Below are 18,167 nucleotides of genomic sequence, written 5' to 3'. Positions count from 1 at the left end.
GCCCGGGCCCGTCCGGCGATTGGGGACAAAGCCCCCCACCGATCCGCTCACCCGGCCGGCGGCTCCTGCTGCCGCCGCCCCGCCGGCCCCCGCCCCGACAGCACCTCGCCGTACGCCTGCATCAGATCCGGCAGCCGCAGCGTCGCCAGATCGTCCCGCGTCGGCACCGTCGCACAGCCGGAGAGCCGCAGATCGCGGTAGGCGCAGCTCTTCTCGTACAGCGTGCGCAGGAACCGGCCGTTGCCCAGCTCGTCGAGCCAGCCCTGGTCGACGACGTGGCCGCTGATGGAACGCAGCTCGTCCAGCGACTCCTCGTCCCACGCGTCCCCGTTCTCCGCGGCCAGGACCTCACCGATCGAGGTGAGTTCCAGCGGGCGGTAGCTGGGGAAGTCCACCCGGGTGGTGAACCGCGAGGACAGCCCGGGGTTGGTGGCGAGCAGCCGGTCCATGCCCTCCGGGTATCCCGCCAGGATGACCACGAGATGGTCCCGGTTGTCCTCCGCACGCTTGAGGAGGACCTGCAGGGCCTCGTCCCCGTAGGCGTCGCCCTTGCTGTAACCCGTGTTGGAGAGGCTGTACGCCTCGTCGACGAACAGCACCCCGCCCAGCGCGGAGTCGATCAGATCATTGGCCTTCACCGCGGTCTGGCCCAGGAACTCGCCGACCAGGTCGGCCCGTTGGGCCTCAACCAGATGGTCGCCGCCGAGCAGTCCCAGCGCGTAGAACACCCGGCCCAGGATGCGGGCCACCGTGGTCTTCCCGGTGCCGGACGGTCCGGAGAAGACGAAATGCCGTTTCGGCGGCTGCACGGGCAGCCCCTGGCCGGCCCGCAGCCGCGCCATGTTCAGCTGTGCGGACAAGGCCTTGACCTGCCGTTTCACCGGTTCCAGCCCGACCATCCGCTCCAGCTCCGCCAGCGCGTCCGCCAGCAGCACCGGATCGCTGGGACCGGCCGGGAACGGCTGCGGCGTGGACTGGCCCGGCACCGCGGTCTTCTCCCGCGCCCCGCCCTGCGGCGGTGAGACCCCGATCCCCGGCAGGTCCTGCAGCTCGCCGCCGGGGCGCAGTTCGCGGCCGTCCACCAGATCGGTGCCCAGCATCGAGTCGCCGTCCGGCTGGGTCTCCGCGAAGGTGCCGTCGGCGCCCAGGCCGGTCAGGGACACGGCGGCCAGGCCCGACAGCTCGTCGGAGCCGTCGAGACCGTCGTAGTCCGCGATCGCGGCCAGCCGCGCCGAGGTGTCCATGAACGCCGGATCGATCCGGTGCACCGCCCGGTACAGGGGCAGCGCCGCCGCACTGCGACCGGTGCCCTCGTGGGCCCGGGCCAGCCAGTAGCGCAGCTCCTTGCGCTGCGGCTGCTCGCTGCGGCAGCGCATCAGCGCGGTGGAGAGCAGCGGCTCGGCCTGTCCGTACATCTCCAGGCGTACCCGCGCCATCCCGCCGAAGAGCCCCGCCTCGATGCCCAGCAGCGGATCGTCGATCAGCTGCTCCGTATGGCGTACGAGTTGCTCCCAGTCCTTGACCAGATAGGACCGGCAGGCGTGCAGGAAGCGGACCTGTGCGTCGGCGTCCACCGGCGGCAGCCCGGCCAGCGCCCGGTCGAGCTCCGGCACGTGGCGTCCGTCCAGCCAGTGCGAGGCGTGCGCCAGCAGCAGATCGCGTGGGCTCTCCAGCACCGGCTGTACCCACCAGCCCAGCCAGTACCAGGAGTTCAGCGTGCGGCGATGACGGCCGCGCTGCTCCCCGAAGCGGTCGCGATGGCGGTGCATGTGCAACAACGCCGTCGTGGTGTCGACCCGCAGCGCATGGAGGCCCAGCCAGGCGTCCGCCATGCCGGGATCGAGCTGCGCCGCGGCTCTGAATTCCTCTTCGGCCTGCGGATAGGCGCCCATGGTGTAGGCGTCCACGCCACGTAGCCAGGCGAGGTCGGCCGGGGCCTGCGCGCCCTGCGTGCCGATGTCCATCTGGTCCCCCACAAACCGTGCCCCCAGGATGTCCCGCCGCACGAGCGCCCGCCGAGGCGTGCCGAATCACTGTGCCGTGGACGGGAATTGACCGCACCGAGAGGCATCGTACCTGCGCAGGGAGAGTCCGACTAAGGGCGCCGCAGGCCGAAGGAGGACCGTGACCCACGGTAAGCGGAATGGGGTGGGCTGCGGCTGGAAATGATCGTCGGGCACAGGACGAAGCCCCCGATCACGGGGGAACAACCGGGGGCTTCGCGTCTGCGGGGGCTCCGAAAAGCCGCACATTGAGAACGTAAGACCTGTACCGCCCCGGGTCAAGCAGAGTTGAGGCACTTCCGGGCCGATTTCCGACTGCTCAGTATGGCGGTACCGGATGATCACGTTGGGTGACGGATTGGTTCACTCCTGCTGTCGCGGGGGATCCCTCCAGCCACTCGTACCCCACAGGCAACTGGCGTACCAACGCATCGGCCGAGGGGCGGGAGGGATCGGCCGAGAAGTGAGCCTTTTCGGCGGCGGTCCAGTCGTCCCAGAACGCCGTCAGGGCCGGTCCGTCCCGTCGCCGGCCCCGTTCCCAGGACTCCGTGGCGGGCAGATCCATCCACAACAGCTGTGCGAGGAAGGGGCGCAGGGCCCGACGGCCGGAGCCCACCCCCTCGACCAGGACCACCGGGGCGGGTTCCAGGGTGCGCGGCGGGCCGAAGCTCCGGGCGGTCCAGTCGTACGGCTCGTAGCGTGCGCGCTCCCCGTGCGACAGCGGTTCGATGACCTGGTCCCGGAGTCTGTCCGTCCAGTCGAACAGCTCTTCGTGGGTGGCCAGATCGTCCAGGTGCAGTACGGGGGCGTCGTCCAGCACCGCCGCCAGCCGGGCGGCGAAGGTGCTCTTGCCCGATCCCGCGTGACCGTCGACGGCGATCAGCCGGACCGGTCCGCAGGACGGCGGCAGGGTGCGCAGCCGGGCGGCGTGGAGGGAGAGGTCGTTCATTCACCCAGCCTACGAGGCGCCGTGAAGCTGTAGCAGGTCACGCCAGTGGTCAAGACCAATATTGGTCCTGCGGTACGAGGCGAATCGCTGGCCGAACCGGGTGACGACCCGCAATAGTTGGCGCACTGTCGTGCACCTGCAGCCCCATTCCGCTTACGACCGGGGGTCTCGCCCATGCCCAGTCCGACCTCACGCAGAACCGTGCTCACCGCCGCCGTCGCGGCAGCGGCCGGCGCCGGAGCGGTGACGTCCACCGCTTCCGCGGCGGCCGCCGCTCCATCCCGTTCCCCGCACCGCGCACCCTCGGCGGCAGCCTCGCTCGTGGACAACCATTCCTGGAGTGCCTACACCGACTGGCGCTGCGGCTCGGGCGCCGGAACCCGCGCCGTAGCGGGCCGCCGGGCGGGCCTGGTGATCGGCCACCCGCTGGGACGTACCGACTACACCGACCCGCACACCGGCACGACGGCGGCCTGGGAGTACGCGACCTGGACATCCCCCGTCCACCGCTCCGCCGTCCCGGCCACCGAGGCCATCGCCTCCTGGAACGCGGACACACCGGCCGGCACCTGGATCCAGATCGAACTCCAGGGCGGCTACTCGGACGGCACCGGCACCCCCTGGTACGTCATGGGCCGCTGGGCGGCGGGCGACGGCGACATCCGCCGGACCTCCGTCGACGACCAGAGCGACGGCAAGAGCTCCATCTGGACCGACACCTTCTCGGTGGACGACGCGGCGAGCGGCCTGCGGCTCCTCTCCTACCGGCTGCGGCTGACCCTGTACCGCACCCCGGGCAGCCGGCTCACCCCCACGGTGTGGCGGGTGGGCGCGATGGCCTCGGACATCCCCGACCGCTTCACCGTGCCCGCCTCCGTCCCCGGCCTGGCCAGGGAACTCCCGGTGCCGCGCTACTCGCAGAACGTGCACGTCGGCCAGTACCCCGAGTACGACAACGGCGGCGAGGCGTGGTGCAGCCCCACCTCCTCGCAGATGATCATCGAGTACTGGGGCCGCCGGCCCAGCGCCGAGGACCTCGCCTGGGTCAAGCCGGGGCTCCAGGACCCGCAGGTCTGCCATGCGGCACGCTTCACCTACGACAACCAGTACGAGGGCTGCGGCAACTGGCCGTTCAACGCCGCCTATGCCGCCACCTACGACGACATGAGCGCCGCGGTGACCCGGCTGGGCTCGCTGAAGGACGTGGAGACCCTGATCCGGGCGGGGATCCCGGTCATCACGTCGCAGTCGTTCCTCAAGGAGGAGCTGACGGGCGCCGGGTACGGCACCTCGGGTCACCTGATGACCGTGATCGGCTTCACCCCGGAAGGCGACGTGATCGCCAACGACCCCGCGTCACCGAGCGACGAGGCGGTGCGCCACGTCTACCGGCGGCACGAGTGGGAGAACATCTGGCTCCGCACCAAGCGCTACGACGCGAACGGGCAGGTCAGGGGTGGTACAGGCGGGGTCTGCTACGTCTACTGGCCGTCTAACCCAGCACCGACTCAGCACCGTGCTCTGCGGTCACTCGGCCTGCTGTGAGCATGTAGGGGCCCACGGCCACCTCGACCACCTGACGGCAGCGCTCATGGCCGTCCTGCGTGAGGTGGCCGTACTGGTCCACCGTGACCTTGATCGAGCGATGTCCGAGCCAGCGGGACACCTCGTGAATGGGGGTCTTCGAACTTGATGGCACCGGTGTCCCTTGTACGACGGCGGCGTACTGCCCACGGACAACCCCCTCCACCATGATCAACCCGAGGATCATCCCACCCGGTCAACCAACGTGACAGTGCCCCTCGCCGCGCTCCATCCCGTAACGGCCCGCGATCCGGCCGATCAGGGACGACGTCAGCTCCCCGGCCAGCGGCCCCGTCCGTAACGGCCCCGTCGGCACGGGCCGCCGCTGACGCCCGGGCCCGGCGCCGCCCGCTGCGGTGGGAGCACCCGCCCTCACATCCGCTGTGTCCTCCAACTGAGCTGTCCTCTCCTACGGGGTGCTCGGCCGTGGCCCGTCCTGCGGCAGACGCTTGCCGGGCCGGGCCCGCTCGCACTGCGCGCACTGGCAATCCGCCGGCCCCGCGCTGCTATGGGCAGCATCGCGCCGGAAGTTCACTGGAGCGCTCAGTTCCGGCCAGTTGCCGCGGTTCAGCACCACCCACCAACTCGGTTCACGGGCACGGAGTAGAACTCGGTGTCCTCCACCCGCACGGGCCTGCCGGGCGCGGGCACCTCGCCATCCTGACCTGCCGCGGCCCCCGTGTCCCCTGCCGCACCAGGACTGGTTCCGGCACAGGACGCCTCGTCGCTTTCGGGCAGAGAAGCGATGAGGTGACGTGCGTCGCCGCGTCCCCAGTCCGCAGCGATGCGCAGCCACCGCCGCACCTCCGTGTCCCGGCGAGCCGGGGCGGTGCGCTGGAGGTTGCTGATGGCGCTGACGTCCCCTGCGCCGTGCTCCGCGCGGCCGAAGGCGCAGGAGAGCGGCAGAACCTCCGCCGTCATCCGACTGTGTATGGGCGCATCATCTCGTTGTCCTCGTGTTCGAGCATATGACAGTGCCAGACGTACCGGCCCGCCCGGTCGAATGTCGCCTTCAGCCTCGTCACGCCACCTGGGTAGGCGATTGCTGTGTCCTTGAACCCGCTCTCCCACGGCTCTGCGGGTCGGGCGGCATGGTTAGCCTGCTGTCGGTCGAGGACCTGGAACTGGACCTCGTGGATATGGATCGGATGGGCATCCTTCGTGAGATTGTGGATCTCCCAGATCTCGGTCGCACCCAGGGCCGGATTCTCCGTGACGGGGTCGTCCCAGCGCATCGGCACAGCGGCTCCGTTTCGGTCCAGGGTGCCGAGCAGCATTTGCCGGGGGCCGATGTGCGGCAGCGACGCGGAGTTCTGTTCACTGAGGGAAAGCCGTCGGATGCGACTTGCTTTCCCTAATGGCTCGAATGACGGGAGCGACAGCTGGGAGAGTGGCACGGTCGTGTCGGGTGTGGTGAGCGCTTCGATCACGAGCTTCATGACCTGACCGGTGGTGGCTGGGTCTGCTGGGGAGAAGTCCGTACTCGCCTTCCCGCCCTGGAATGCTTTGTCCGGGGCCTCGTTGATGAGATACAACTCGGTCCCGACCGGGAGTGACGCGAAGTCGACGATCACGTCGGCGCGCTCGGCGGGAGCGATGAGTACCTGGTCTCGTCGCACGGGTGCGGGGAGGAAACCCCCTTCGCTGCCGATCTGCCAGAAGGGGAGTGCGGGGGCCGCGGGCCTGTGGGCGAGCGCGCGGGTGACGATCTTCAGGATCAGGTACCGCGAGTTGCATCCGTTGAGAAGCCGGAACCGGTAGCGGCGCGGTTCGACTTGAAGGACCGGCCAGGTTCTTCCGTTGGTCACCATCGTGTTGCCAAAGAACTCGGGGTTCCAGATCGGAGTGATGTCGCTGTCCGGAATGTAGGGGCCCCTGAACCCGTCGAAGGCAGCGCGTCCGGCCGGATAGAAAAGGCTGCCGTCGACGTGGAACGAGCGGTCCTGGATGGCGAGCGGGATCTCGTAGTATTTCCGGCCGGGTGGATCACCGGCCCGGGGCGCGGGACCGGGCAGTACCCCGTCGGGAAGGTCCGCAGGTCCGCCACGCAGAAGGTAGAACCCCGCCAGTCCGGCGTAGACATTCAGCCGCGTGACACCCAGTGCGTGATCGTGGAACCAGAAAGTCGAGGCTCTCTCCGCATTGGCGTACTGGAACACGGCATACCCTCGGCCCCAGGAATCGCCGAACCGGTCTTCGAACTTGTCCCTGAACTTCTCGTAGAACGATCCGACTTCAGCATATCCCGCAGGGACGTCGACCGCGTTGGGAAGGTACCAGGCTTCGGTGTAGCCGTCGCTCTCCTCAGTGTTCCGCCCGCCATGTAGGTGTGTCACGATCGGCACCGGGCCCGAGTACGGTCCGGGTGTCGAGCGGAATCCGGGACGTGAATCCCGGGCCGATGCTCCGCCCGGCGGGTTCGCCCAGTGCAGTGTGGGGTCGAGCGGCAGCAGATGTGGCCTGTAACGGCCTTTGCGATCAAGCAACTGGTTCATCCACCTCACCCGCACAGGCTTTCCGAAGCGGGCCTCGATGGTGAACGCAGGGTAGTGGAAGCTGCGCGGATGCAGAGTTGAGCCGTACCCCCATACGGTCGTCGTCGGCAGGCTGGAGGGCAGCACCTGCTGCTGGAACTGTCGCACGCCGATCACATAGTGGTCGATGCGATCAGCGATGCCGCCCCCGGCCTGCGGCATGACGGGCGGGACGACGAGCGGTGTGACGTACTTGTCCACCTTTCCCGGATCCAGAAGGTCCCCACCGGGCGGCGCCCAGAGCCGTGGAGCCATGTATCCGGCCGGAAGGAGCGCGAGCATTCCGCCGGCCGCTGCCTGCACGACACGCCGCCTCGTGACCACCGGGCCCTCCAGTACTCGTCGGGCTGACTCCAGCCCTGCTGTCTGCTCCAGCTCTGCTTGGCGGTGCCCCGAGGCCGCCGACAAGGACCGAGCATCATCAGGTTGCCGCAGACGGCAAATCAGTGCGTTGCTGGATTACTCCGGACGAGGAATTTCTCGACCGCCGTCGACGGACCCCGGTCCGGCTGTCTTCCGGCAGGGCCAGCCACCACCGCGCTGTCGTCCTGGGCTTCGGACAAAGCTGGTTCCGGTCCATCAGATGCCGACAGAACCGCCGTGGTGCTCGATTTCTTCCGAGATCCGTTCGGCGAGCAGTGCCACGACGGCTGCGACGGGTGCCGCCCCCGGCGGCCCGAACAGGGGCATCGGCGTCAGCTCCTGAGCGCACCCGCACAGCGTGCACAGCCGCGTCCCAGGGTTCTCCGCGCCGTCCAGGGTGCGCTGTACATCGAGCAGCGGCGCGCCCCGCGGCACTTCGTTGCAGTCCGGCCCCGGGCAGGGCCCCGGCCCTCGCGCACCTTCGCCAGCGCCCAGCCCGAAGGCCGGCGCTCCCCGAGAACCTCGCGGACCACCGACTTCGACACCGGCGGAAGGTGCTCGGTGGCGACCTGGCCGTAGTCGACGCCGTCGACCGGCCACACATGGTCGGCAGCCCGGACCCACACCCGGTACTCCGCCGTTTCCACAGCGCCGTCCTCGCGGTCCCGGTACGACGGCAGCCCCACGAGGTAGAGCCAGCCCGTCTCGGTCTGCCGCCGCCTCCACAACCGCCTGCTCCGGATGTCCCAGCACCGGGTCGGCGGGCAGCACGACCCGCACCGGCACCTGCTCGGCCGCGTCATCGGAGGGAGTGGTCACGGTCCCACGGCAGACATGCCGTTCCTGGGCGCTGTCCCGCCTCCCCAGCTGCCCGGCGCCCGGCGGAGGCGTCACCGCGGACGTCGGCGAGGAACTGGTGGACCTCCTGCATGCACTCGATCAGGAAGCCCGCCGCGATGTGGGCGACCTGTGCTCCGCCGCTCGAGTAGCACCACCGCTTGAGGTACCAACTCACCACCGCCGCCAGCTTGTCCATGACGTACCCGGAGCCGCAGTCGGCGTGCTCGGCCAGTCACGACGGTGAGGTGGTCGGCCAGCAGGTGCATCGAACTCACCGATCAGCCAAGCCAACTCGGGCCCGTCGGCGTGGAACTGCGCCAGCGCGGCCTGCTCTTCCTCGCTGTCCTGCTCCTGCCAGACCAGCTCCACGTAGTCGGCGGCCCGCCGGATCTGCTCCGGGGCGAGCTGGGCCCTCGGTGACGTCGTCTCCATGACGGCTCTCTCTGTTCGCCGGCCGGGCACCCGCTGCGTCCGGCCTGTCGATCACACCTTGGGAGTGCGGACCTGTGGACAGAGGACGCGCACGCGGGGACGGAGTCGCCGCCTGTGGCGTCGGTCACGGACAAAACCAGCCGACAGGGGGGTAGTCGAGAATAAATCGGACGCCTGTCGGCGGGGAACGTCAGACAGCAGCCAAGGAGATCTTTCCGACGGTGGCTCCGGCCCGTGCGCACCTCCGCGTACGGGCCGGACGCTCACCGACCGGGCTCTCCGTAGTTCTTCTTCCTGGCTCCGGGCCGCTTGCTGCATCCGCTCGTTCGCCGCAGGCTTGAACCATGTCTGTTTCCGCGTCTGTGTCGGACGCGTCCAGCGGCTGGGCTGTGGGCACGCCGGGGCCGATCAGGAACGGGCCGTTGGAGCGAATCCGGAGGGAGATCGCGGCACCCGGTCCGGAAGAGCTGTTGCTGCGGGTGGAAGCGTGTGGTGTGTGCCGTACGGATCTGCATCTGGCCGAGGGGGACCTCGTACCGCGCCGCCCGTCGACGATTCCCGGTCATGAGATCGTCGGCCAGGTCGAGGCCGTGGGTGGAGAGGTCGGCCTGTTCCGTGTTGGTGACCGGGTGGGCGGGGCGTGGCTGCGCGAGACCTGCGGGAGCTGTCGGTATTGCCGGGCCGGCCGGGAGAACCTCTGCCCGCGGTCCGCTTACACGGGGTGGGACGCGGATGGCGGCTTCGCCGAGACGGCTGTGGTTCCGGAGGCGTTCGCCTACCGGTTGCCGGCGGACCGGGACCCGGTGTTGCTGGCCCCTCTGCTGTGCGCGGGGATCATCGGCTTCCGGGCGCTTCGGCGCAGTGAGCTGCCTGAGGGCGGGCGGCTGGGGATCTATGGTTTCGGTGCGTCGGCGCATCTGGCCGCCCAGGTGGCTCTTGCCGAGGGCGCCACGGTTCATGTGCTGACCCGGTCGGAGAGGGCACGGAAGCTCGCCCTGGAACTCGGTGCGGCTTCGGCGGGCGGTGCCTACGACCGGCCGCCCGAGCCGCTGGACTCGGCGATTCTCTTCGCCCCGGTGGGCGACCTCGTGCCGGTGGCGTTGGAGGCGCTCGACCGGTCGGGCACTCTCGCAGTCGCTGGGATCCACCTCTCCGACGTTCCGGTGCTGAACTATCAGCGCCATCTGTTCCAGGAGCGGAATCTGCGCAGCGTCACCTCCAACACCCGTCAGGACGGGCGGGACTTCCTGGCGCTGGCTGAGCGCGTCGGCATCCAGGTCACGGTGAGCCCCTATCCTTTGGGCCGCGCCGACCGGGCGCTTGCCGATCTGGCGGCCGGCCGGGTGAACGGTGCCGCCGTACTGGTGCCCGGCTGACGTCCGCACCGGATCACCAGGTGCTGCTCCGGCGTTCCCGATGCGGTATCCGCTCCTGACGTCACCCGGGTTCGCCGTCTGCGGGTTCTGGCTGTTGACTGCACCACTTCCGGTAGGCGGTCACGGCGGCCGGCAGGGTCGGGAAGATCAACTCGGGGTCGACCGACTCGGTCAGCCCGTAGGCGTCCAGCAGGTCGCGCAGATCCTGCTTGACCCTGGCCAGGGCGAACACGATGCCCCGTCCGGACAGTTCCCGCCGCAGTTCCTCCACGGAGTCGAGGGCAGTGATGTCCACTTCGACATTGGCCTCGGTGTTGAGGGCGAACCAGCGCACGGGTTCGGTCTGCTCGTCCACTGCGGCAAGGGCCCGGCGCTTGAAGTCCGCGGCGTTGGCGAAGAAGAGAGGAGAGTCGTAGCGGTAGACCAGCAGGCCGGCGATAGTGCGCGCCTCGGGGAAGTCATCGACGTGGTGCATGCCGGGCACGCCGGGTACGAGTCCCTCAACGGCATCGTGCGGGCGCGCGACCCGGCTGAGCAGCTCCGCGACTGACAGCCCCACGGCGACGAGGACGCCGTAGAGGCTGCCGAGGGCGAGCACACCGAGCAGACAGCCCACGGCGAGGAGAAGCTCCCGCCGGCGGAAGGCCGCCAGACGTCGGAACCCCGCCAGGTCGATCAACCGGACGGCCGCGTAGACGACGAGCGCCCCGAGTACGGGCACCGGAATGTGGCCGAGCACGGGGCTCAGGAACAGCAGCACGGCAATCACCGCCGCGCAGGCGGTGACCGAGTACGCCTGGCTGCGTCCGCCCGCCGACGCGGCGAGCGCGGTGCGGCTGGCGCTGCTGCTCACGGGGAAGCCGTGGAAGACGCCCGAGCCGAGATCGGCCGCGCCCAGTGCCAGCAGCTCCTGGTTCGGGTCATGGTCCCCGCGGTCGTCGCGTTCGGCGAAGACGCGTCCGGTGAGGATGACGTCGCTGTAGCCGACGAGCAGGACGCCCAGCGCGGGCAGCAGCAGGTGGGGAAGCTCGCCCAGGTCGGGCAGCGTGGGGGCGGGCAGCCCGGAAGGGATCGCCCCGACCACCGCGATGCCGTGCTTCTCCCAGCTGAACAGCGCGACGGCAGCGGTGCCGAGGACGACGGCCAGCAGTGGCCGGGGAACAGCCTCCCAAAGGCGCGGCGCCGTGAAGAGGAAAGCCAGGACGGCGGCGCTGAAGCAAGCCGTCGCCGGCTGGGCACTGGGAAGATTCCGAAGGAAGGACAGCACCTGGGGAAAGAAGTCCGCCCCTGTCGTTTGGCCGCCGGCGAGCCGGGGGAACTGGTCCCCGATCATGATCAGGGCGATCCCGGTCAGATAGCCGATGAGAACCGGCCTCGACAGCAGATCCGCGATGAACCCGAGCCGGACGGCCCAGGCCACCAGACACAGCAGCGCGACCGCGACCGCGAGTGCGGCGGCCAGTGCCCCGTAGCGTGCGGGATCTCCGGCGGCGAGCGGCCCCACCACGGCCGCGGTCATCAGCGCGGTCGTCGATTCGGGGCCGACGGACAGGAGGGGACGAGCCGAGCAGCGCATAGAGCACCAGTGCGGGCAGTGCGGCCCACAGTCCGGTGACCGGCGGTAGTCCCGCGACGCTCGCGTACGCCATGACTTGGGGTACAAGGTAGACCGCGACGGTGATCCCGGCCAGCAGGTCGTTGGGCAGCCAGGAGCGCCGGTATGCGGCGAGCAGCGTGATTCCCGGCATCCGGGGAAGGAAGCGATACCGCCTCCCGCCGGCGTGGTCGGCGCGCTGGGGCAAGGGTGGCCTCCTTCAGCCGGGCCTTCAGCATCCCGCCCGGGGCGGGCAGCCGCGAGGCCGGAGCCCCGTCCGGCCCACTGCTTGACCTCTCCGGAAGGGGCAAGCGGAGCTGTGACGCCTCGCCTGTTCGCGTCCCGGCGTTCATCCTGGAAGAGGCGGCCCCCTGCCGCCGCCTCAGGAGGCTCACATGCCCCGCACCGTCACCGTCGGTCTCGACGGCTCCCGGGAGAGCCTCGCTGCCGCCCATTGGGCCGCCAGGGAGGCCGATCTGCGTCGACTTCCGCTCAAGCTGGTGAACGTATGGGAGCCGGTGCCCCTCGGCCAGGCCCCGTTCATGGGCAAGGAGACCCAGCGTCACTGGTCGGAGCGCGTCCCTCGGGACGCGGCCGACCAGTTGTCGCGGACCCATCCCGATCTTGAGATCGTGATGGAACAGCGCACCGGGCACCCCGGGGAAGTGCTCCCTCTGGCGGCGGCGGAGGCTGACCTGCTGGTTCTTGGCTCGCGAGGGCTGAGCGGGTTCGGGGGCTTCCTGGTCGGCTCTGTGGGGCAAGCCGTGGTCGCCAGGGCCGAGCTGCCCGTGGTCCTGGTCCGAGGCCCCGAGACGGACGGTGGCGAGCCGCCACAGGACCTCGATGGTGCGCGGTACCGGCCCGTGGTCCTCGGCCTCGACGCGAACGCCCCCGACGACAAGCTGATCGAGTTCGCCGTGGACGAGGCTCTGCGCCGGAACACGACACTGCATGCCATCCACGCGTGGAACCTGCCGCCCTACTACTCCTACGGGCTGCCGTCCAGTGTGTCGCCGGGTGCCGAACTCGGTGACAGCGAGGCCGCGGCCCTCACCCAGACGCTGCTGCCGTGGCGGCAGAAGTACCCGGCGGTAAACGTCGTGGAGGAATCGGTTCACGGCCGGGCGGTGAACTGTCTCGTGGACGCCGCCCATGAGGCCTCGCTACTCGTGGTCGGTCGCCGCATCCGGCGCTCGTCACTCGGGGTCCGTATCGGATCGGTCACCCACGCCGTTCTGCACCATTCCACCGCGCCTGTGGCGGTGATCCCCCACTCGTGACCGGTTCGGCGCTCGCCGGGCTCTGCCGGTGACCGGGCCGACTCGGTGCGAGAAGGAAGGACGTGAGAACAATGGAGTTGCCCGTGGTGGTAGGCGTGGACGGATCGGATTCCAGCCTCCGCGCGGTGGACTGGGCGGCAGACGAAGCCGAGCTGCACCAGGTCCCGCTGCAGCTCGTGCACGCCTCGAAAGGGGAGCGGTACGAGGGAGCGGCGCTCACCGACACGCTCGGCAGACCGTCCGAACGCGTGCTGGCCGAGAACATCATCGGCTCCGCGAGGGAGCGCGCTCAGCGCCGGCACCCCGATCTGAAGATCGCCACCGAAATTCTGATGGAGGACCCGGAGGCCGCACTCCTGAACGCCGGTCGTAACGCGTCGACCCTGGTCACAGGCTCGCGGGGACGCAGCGAGATCACCGGCCTGCTGCTCGGCTCGGTGAGCCTGGCGGTCGCCGCCCGCGCCGACTGCCCCGTCGTGGTCCTGCGCGGCAGCCACGACAGCCAGGCCACCCCCCGGGATCCACCGCAGCATCGTGCTCGGGGTCGCCGACGGGCGGGAAGGAGAGGCCGCGGTCCGCTTCGCCTTCCGCGAGGCGGCGGCCCGGGAAGCGGCCCTGCTGGCCGTACGGGCCTGGCGCTGCCCCCTGACAGAGGGCGGCCTTTCCTCCATGCCCGACCAGGAAGCCACCCGGCGGTACGAGACGACGGCCGCGGACCACATCGAGAAATCACTGCATGACGCCGCCGCGGACCACCCGTCCGTCGAGGCACACCGGCAGGCAGGCGAAGGCCCCGCCCGGAACGTCCTGCTGAACGCCTCATCCACCGCAGACCTCCTGGTCGTCGGCGCTCTGCGCCGCGCAGGTCACTTCGGACTGCAACTCGGGCCCGTCGCCCACACCCTCCTGCACCACGCCCTGTGCCCCGTAGCGGTGGTTCCGCAGCGGGCGTGAACACCATGTTTGCCGCCGCGGGGGCCCCGACGACCAGCGGAAGGTACCGCCCGTACTGCGCGGCATCCGGGCGGTTGTCTTCGACACCGACGGCGTCATCACCGACTCCGCACGCCTGCACGCCACCGCGTGGCAGACGGCCTTCGACGAGTTCCTGCGCGGGGGAGGCCGCCCGCCGCCTCGGAGTGCCGGCCGCCCGCACTGCGGTCGTGGAGGACGCCGTCGCCGGGGTCGAGGCCGGCCGCGACGGGCACTTTGGCCTCGTCGTCGGAGTGGACCGGGCGGCCACTTTTGCCACCCGGACCCGGCTGCTGCGCCACGGCGCGGACCTCGTCGTCGACGACCTCGCAGAACTGCTCTCCCCGAGGGACTGACCATGGCCGACTGGACTTGGGCGTACGACGGCTACGACCCGGAACACGAGGGACTGAGGGAAGCCCTGTGCACCCTCGGCAACGGGTGCTTCGCGATCCGGGGTGCCGCCCCCGAATGCGCGGCGGACGCCTTCCACTATCCGGGCACCTACGCCGCGGGCTGCTACAACCGGCTCACCTCTGAGGTGGCCGGACACCGGATCGAGAACGAGGACATGGTCAACCTGCTCAACTGGCTCCCTGTGCGCTTCCGCCTCCGGGACGGCCCGGACACCGGCTGGCTCACCCCGGACACCCACTGCCTCCTCGACCACCACCAAGAGCTCGACCTGCGCTCAGGAATCCTGGAACGCACCCTGCGCTATGAGACGGACGGCCGCCGGATCGCTGTGCGGCAACTGCGCCTGGTCCACATGGCCATGCCCCACCTCGCACTGCTGCGGACCGAACTCAGCGCAGAAGGCTGGTCCGGCGACATCGAGGTAGAGTCCGCGATCGACGGGACGGTCACCAACAGCGGTGTCAGGCGGTACCAGCAGCTTGCCGGACGCCACCTCACGGACGTCCGCACGGGTGACGTGTCCCTGGGCACGGTCAGGCGCCGCAGCGGTGCTTCTGAAGCGGGTGATCACCGAGTGGCCCGGCCTTGGATCCGACCGTCGGCTGTGGGCCCGCACCGGCCAAGGCACGGAGTGCGCTCAGAGGGCCGGTGAACCGGTGACGTACGGCGGACTGCTGAGGACGCATTCCACGGCGACCACGCCCTCGACGGTGTGTGCGAGCCGTTCGGCCAGGGAGATGTGGTCCCGCTCGGGAACAGTCCCGGTGAGGGTGACGACCCCCTCGCTGACCGTGACGTGAACGTGCCTGTGGGAGACGGGGAAGACCAGCTCCACCACGTCGCGTCGCACTTCGGCCGCGATGTCGTCGTCCGGGCGGAGGAACACCTTCAGAAGGTCGGAGCGGCTGACGACACCCGTCAGGACACCGTCGCCGTTTACCACGGGCAGGCGCTTGACCCTGTTCCGGGCCATGATCCGAGCCGCCTGAGGGAGGGTCGCGTCGGCTCGGACAGTCAGCGCGGGTGCGGTCATGAGATCCCCGGCGGAGACCGAGCCGGCCTTCGCCGTGCGGTCGAGCCTCTGCTGCTCGATCATCCCCGGCTGCCGGTCGTGGAACTCCTCCTTGGCCAGCAGGTCCGCCTCGGACACCACGCCGATGACGCGCCGTTCACCGTCCAGCACTGGCATGGCAGTGATCCTCCACTTCTTCAAGGTGGCGGCGATCTCCTTGAACCCCGCCCCGGCATAGAGGGCGACGACGGGTGCGGTCATCACCTCACCGACGGTGTAGGGACTGCGGGGCATAGGGTCCAGCTCCTTTCAGGGTCAGCGGACCAGGACCGCTTCCCCCGGCCGGGGGACGACGGCGGTCCAGCCCAGTTCACGGTCCATCCGCTGCCGGAGCGCGGCCGAGGCATCGGGCTCACCGTGGACCAGGTACGTCGTCTGGGGGGCGGGCGCCCCCCAGAGCCACTCGACGATCTGTGCGGCGTCGGCATGGGCCGAGAAGTGGGGTACGTCGGCGACCTCGGCGCGGACGGGCACGTACTCGCCGAACATCTTCAGGGTGCGCGCGCCGTCGACCAGGTCCCGGGCCCGGGTGCCTTCGGCGGCGAAGCCCACGATGGCGACGGCGTTGCGCGGGTCGGGCAGCAGCCGGCGCAGATGGTGGACGACGCGACCGCCGGTCGCCATGCCGGCGGAGGAGACGATCACGGCGGGGCCGGTCGCCTCGCTGATGGCGATGGACTCCTGGACGGTGCGGGCGGTGAGGAAGGGCGCCTGGTGCAGGGTGTCCGTGCCGTCGGCGGAGATACCGGGCCGCAGCTCGGGCGCTCGGGCTCGGACGGCGTCGCGGTAGACCTCCAGGGCGGCCAAGGCCATGGGGCTGTCCACGAAGACGGGCACGGCGTCGGGCAGGGTGCCTGCTCGGCGCAGGGCGGCGAGTTCGTGCAGGACGACCTCGGTCCGGTCGAGGGCGAACGCCGGTATCACCACGATGCCGCCTCGCCGAACCGTCCGGCCGACGACATCGGCGAAGAGGGCCCTGCCGGTCGCATCGTCGTGACGGCGGTTGCCGTAGGTGGACTCCATGAGCAGCACGTCCGCGCTGGAGAAGGGCGCCGCCGGCTTCAGCAGCGGATGCCCCGGGCGGCCCAGGTCTCCGCTCACGGCGAGGGTGTGCCCGTCCTCCAGAACGAGCCGGGCCCAGGCCGAGCCGAGGATGTGCCCGGCGGAGTGCAAGGTCAGCCGGATGCCCGCCATGATCTCGACCTCGGTGTCCATGCCCACCGGGTCGAAGAAGGACACCGTCCGGTCGACATCGAGGTCGTCGTAGAGCGGCTGGGCGGGCCGGTGCTTGGACCAGCCGTGCTCATTGGCGTGCTGGGCCGCCTCGGTCTGAAGCCGGGCGCTGTCGCGCAGCACGATCTCCGCCAACCTTGCCGTGTTCGCGCTGGTCAGGATGGGGCCCCGGAATCCGTGCCGGACGAGGCGGGGAAGATAGCCGCAGTGGTCCAGATGGGCGTGGGTGACGACCACGGCGTGGATGTCCCGGGCGTCGCAGGACAGCGGACGCCAGTTGCGGCGCCGCAGATCGGCGAGCCCCTGGAACAGTCCACAGTCGACCAGAACGCGGGAGCGCGCGCCCTCGACGAGGAACTTGCTGCCGGTGACCGTGCCCACCCCGCCGAGGAAGGTCAGCAGCGACGGCACCACCCGGCCCGGGGCCGGGCGCACGGACGGCTCCTCCATCGCAGCGACCTCCTCACCGACAAGGGCACTCCCCTCCAGTGTCCGGGCCGGTCCCCGGTCGGGCATCCGGGACCCATCCCGCCCCGGATGCCCGATCCGACGGCCCGCGAGAAGCTGAAAGGTGACCGAACGCGACATCCGAGAGCGAGGTCACCGCGATGAAAGCACTCGTGTGCCAGGGAGGCGGCGGCTGGGTCCTGGGCCATCTGATCGACGGAACCCAGGCCGAGTACGTACGCGTCCCCTTCGCCGGCCTCTCCCTGCATCCCCTGACCAGCGCTGTCGACAGCGCCGACGCCGTACTGCTGGCCGACATCCTTCCCACCGCCTACGAGGTGGGAGTACTCAACGGCCAAGTGCGGCCTGGCGACACCGTCGTCATCGTGGGCGCCGGCCCCATCGGCCTCGCCTCCATCGCCGCCGCCCGGCTCTACACCCCCGAGCGGATCATCGTCGTCGACCTCGCCGAATCCCGACTGACCGCCGCACGGGCGACAGGTGCCGACGCCACAGTCCTCAGCACCGAAGACCCTGAACGGCTCGTCGCCGATCTCACCGGCGGCCTCGGTGCCGACGTGGCCGTCGAAGCGGTCGGACTGCCCGAGACCTTCGACCTGTGCACCCGGATGGTCCGCCCCGGCGGCCGGGTCGCCAACATCGGCGTGCACGGAAAACCCGCGACCCTCCACCTGGAGAATCTGTGGATCAAGGACGTGACCATCACAACCGGGCTGGTCGACGACACCGTTCTGCCAGCGAACTAGGCGTGCCGAGATGTGCTCACAGCGTCCGCTGTACGAGGGTGAGCAGGACAGCCGCCCCGTGGCGGACAGTGCACACGAAGCACCCGGTCGGTGCTCTTTGGGTCTGCGCCGGAAGGCTCATCCGGCACTCGGCTCCGTGGCGGTTCCCGTCCCGCTCGTACGCGGGCATCCCGTACGCCATGACCCCGGCGAAGCCCACCAGCTCCGCTCGGCACAGACGCCACATCCTGGTCAGCGCAACCCGGCGCTCCCCGCGAAGCGCAGTCAGGCAGCCGTCGACATCACTCGCCTTGCCCTCCGTCTT

At 70.0% G+C, this 18,167-nt stretch carries 12 protein-coding genes and 5 pseudogenes; 7 read left to right on the top strand and 10 right to left on the bottom strand.

Annotation, left to right across the window (positions count from 1 at the left end):
- Positions 1-47: 47 nt before the first annotated feature.
- Entirely contained in the window at positions 48-1,964 is a 1,917-nt protein-coding gene (locus tag FHX80_RS01025) for an AAA family ATPase (RefSeq protein ID WP_208764559.1), read from the bottom strand.
- 358 nt (positions 1,965-2,322) lie between these two features.
- Positions 2,323-2,952: a uridine kinase family protein gene (locus FHX80_RS01020; protein ID WP_145762348.1), complete on the bottom strand. Its 630-nt coding sequence runs from the start codon at positions 2,950-2,952 to the stop codon at positions 2,323-2,325.
- A gap of 174 nt (positions 2,953-3,126) precedes the next feature.
- Here FHX80_RS01020 and FHX80_RS01015 point away from each other — a divergent pair, with 174 nt between their 5' ends.
- Positions 3,127-4,497, top strand: a complete 1,371-nt coding sequence (locus FHX80_RS01015) for a peptidase C39 family protein (protein WP_145762347.1) — start codon at positions 3,127-3,129, stop codon at positions 4,495-4,497.
- Positions 4,498-5,103: 606 nt separating this feature from the next.
- On the opposite strand, the gene FHX80_RS01010 is transcribed toward FHX80_RS01015, so the two are convergent.
- The 5 genes from FHX80_RS01010 to FHX80_RS00995 form a co-directional block, all read right to left on the bottom strand.
- Entirely contained in the window at positions 5,104-5,457 is a 354-nt protein-coding gene (locus tag FHX80_RS01010) for a hypothetical protein (protein ID WP_145762346.1), read from the bottom strand.
- Complete coding sequence (locus FHX80_RS01005; RefSeq protein ID WP_208764558.1) at positions 5,454-7,271, bottom strand: multicopper oxidase family protein; 1,818 nt, start codon at positions 7,269-7,271, stop codon at positions 5,454-5,456. Before FHX80_RS01005 ends, FHX80_RS01010 begins: the two co-directional genes overlap by 4 nt.
- Before the next feature lie 494 nt (positions 7,272-7,765).
- On the bottom strand, positions 7,766-8,161 hold the full coding sequence (locus FHX80_RS35365; protein WP_425281671.1) for a DUF6233 domain-containing protein: 396 nt from the start codon (positions 8,159-8,161) through the stop codon (positions 7,766-7,768).
- Positions 8,162-8,232: 71 nt separating this feature from the next.
- Complete coding sequence (locus FHX80_RS35060; RefSeq protein ID WP_208764557.1) at positions 8,233-8,469, bottom strand: hypothetical protein; 237 nt, start codon at positions 8,467-8,469, stop codon at positions 8,233-8,235.
- Entirely contained in the window at positions 8,445-8,705 is a 261-nt protein-coding gene (locus tag FHX80_RS00995; protein WP_208764556.1) for a hypothetical protein, read from the bottom strand. Before FHX80_RS00995 ends, FHX80_RS35060 begins: the two co-directional genes overlap by 25 nt.
- 344 nt (positions 8,706-9,049) lie before the next feature.
- Here FHX80_RS00995 and FHX80_RS00990 point away from each other — a divergent pair, with 344 nt between their 5' ends.
- Positions 9,050-10,081 carry a zinc-binding alcohol dehydrogenase family protein gene (locus FHX80_RS00990; protein WP_145762345.1) on the top strand — a complete coding sequence of 344 codons (1,032 nt, stop codon included), beginning with the start codon at positions 9,050-9,052 and terminating at the stop codon, positions 10,079-10,081.
- Between the two features lie 61 nt (positions 10,082-10,142).
- Here the strand turns inward: FHX80_RS00990 and FHX80_RS00985 are convergent.
- A pseudogene (locus FHX80_RS00985) lies at positions 10,143-11,829 on the bottom strand (SulP family inorganic anion transporter).
- A gap of 241 nt (positions 11,830-12,070) precedes the next feature.
- Here FHX80_RS00985 and FHX80_RS00980 point away from each other — a divergent pair.
- From FHX80_RS00980 to FHX80_RS00965, 4 genes and pseudogenes are all read left to right on the top strand, one after another.
- Positions 12,071-12,955, top strand: coding sequence for a universal stress protein (locus tag FHX80_RS00980; protein WP_145762344.1), 885 nt, complete (start codon positions 12,071-12,073; stop codon positions 12,953-12,955).
- A 71-nt stretch (positions 12,956-13,026) separates the two neighbouring features.
- A pseudogene (locus FHX80_RS00975) lies at positions 13,027-13,909 on the top strand (universal stress protein).
- Positions 13,910-14,073: 164 nt separating this feature from the next.
- Positions 14,074-14,283, top strand: a pseudogene (locus FHX80_RS35360) (hydrolase); the annotation flags it as partial.
- A 2-nt stretch (positions 14,284-14,285) separates the two neighbouring features.
- Positions 14,286-14,859: pseudogene (locus tag FHX80_RS00965) on the top strand (glycoside hydrolase family 65 protein); the annotation flags it as partial.
- Positions 14,860-14,981: 122 nt separating this feature from the next.
- Here the strand turns inward: FHX80_RS00965 and FHX80_RS00960 are convergent.
- Both FHX80_RS00960 and FHX80_RS00955 read right to left on the bottom strand, forming a co-directional pair.
- Complete coding sequence (locus tag FHX80_RS00960) at positions 14,982-15,650, bottom strand: CBS domain-containing protein (RefSeq protein WP_145762342.1); 669 nt, start codon at positions 15,648-15,650, stop codon at positions 14,982-14,984.
- Between the two features lie 21 nt (positions 15,651-15,671).
- A complete protein-coding gene (locus FHX80_RS00955) occupies positions 15,672-17,099 on the bottom strand; it encodes an MBL fold metallo-hydrolase RNA specificity domain-containing protein (protein ID WP_145762341.1) in 1,428 nt (475 codons plus the stop codon).
- 173 nt (positions 17,100-17,272) lie between these two features.
- On the opposite strand from FHX80_RS00955, the pseudogene FHX80_RS00950 reads away from it, so the two are divergent.
- A pseudogene (locus FHX80_RS00950) lies at positions 17,273-17,854 on the top strand (zinc-binding dehydrogenase); the annotation flags it as partial.
- Positions 17,855-18,167: the final 313 nt, after the last annotated feature.

Source organism: Streptomyces brevispora (assembly GCF_007829885.1).
Classification (GTDB): Bacteria; Actinomycetota; Actinomycetes; order Streptomycetales; family Streptomycetaceae; genus Streptomyces; species Streptomyces brevispora.
The sequence above is the reverse complement of the archived record's forward strand: the minus strand, read 5'-3'. Positions and strand labels throughout refer to the sequence as shown.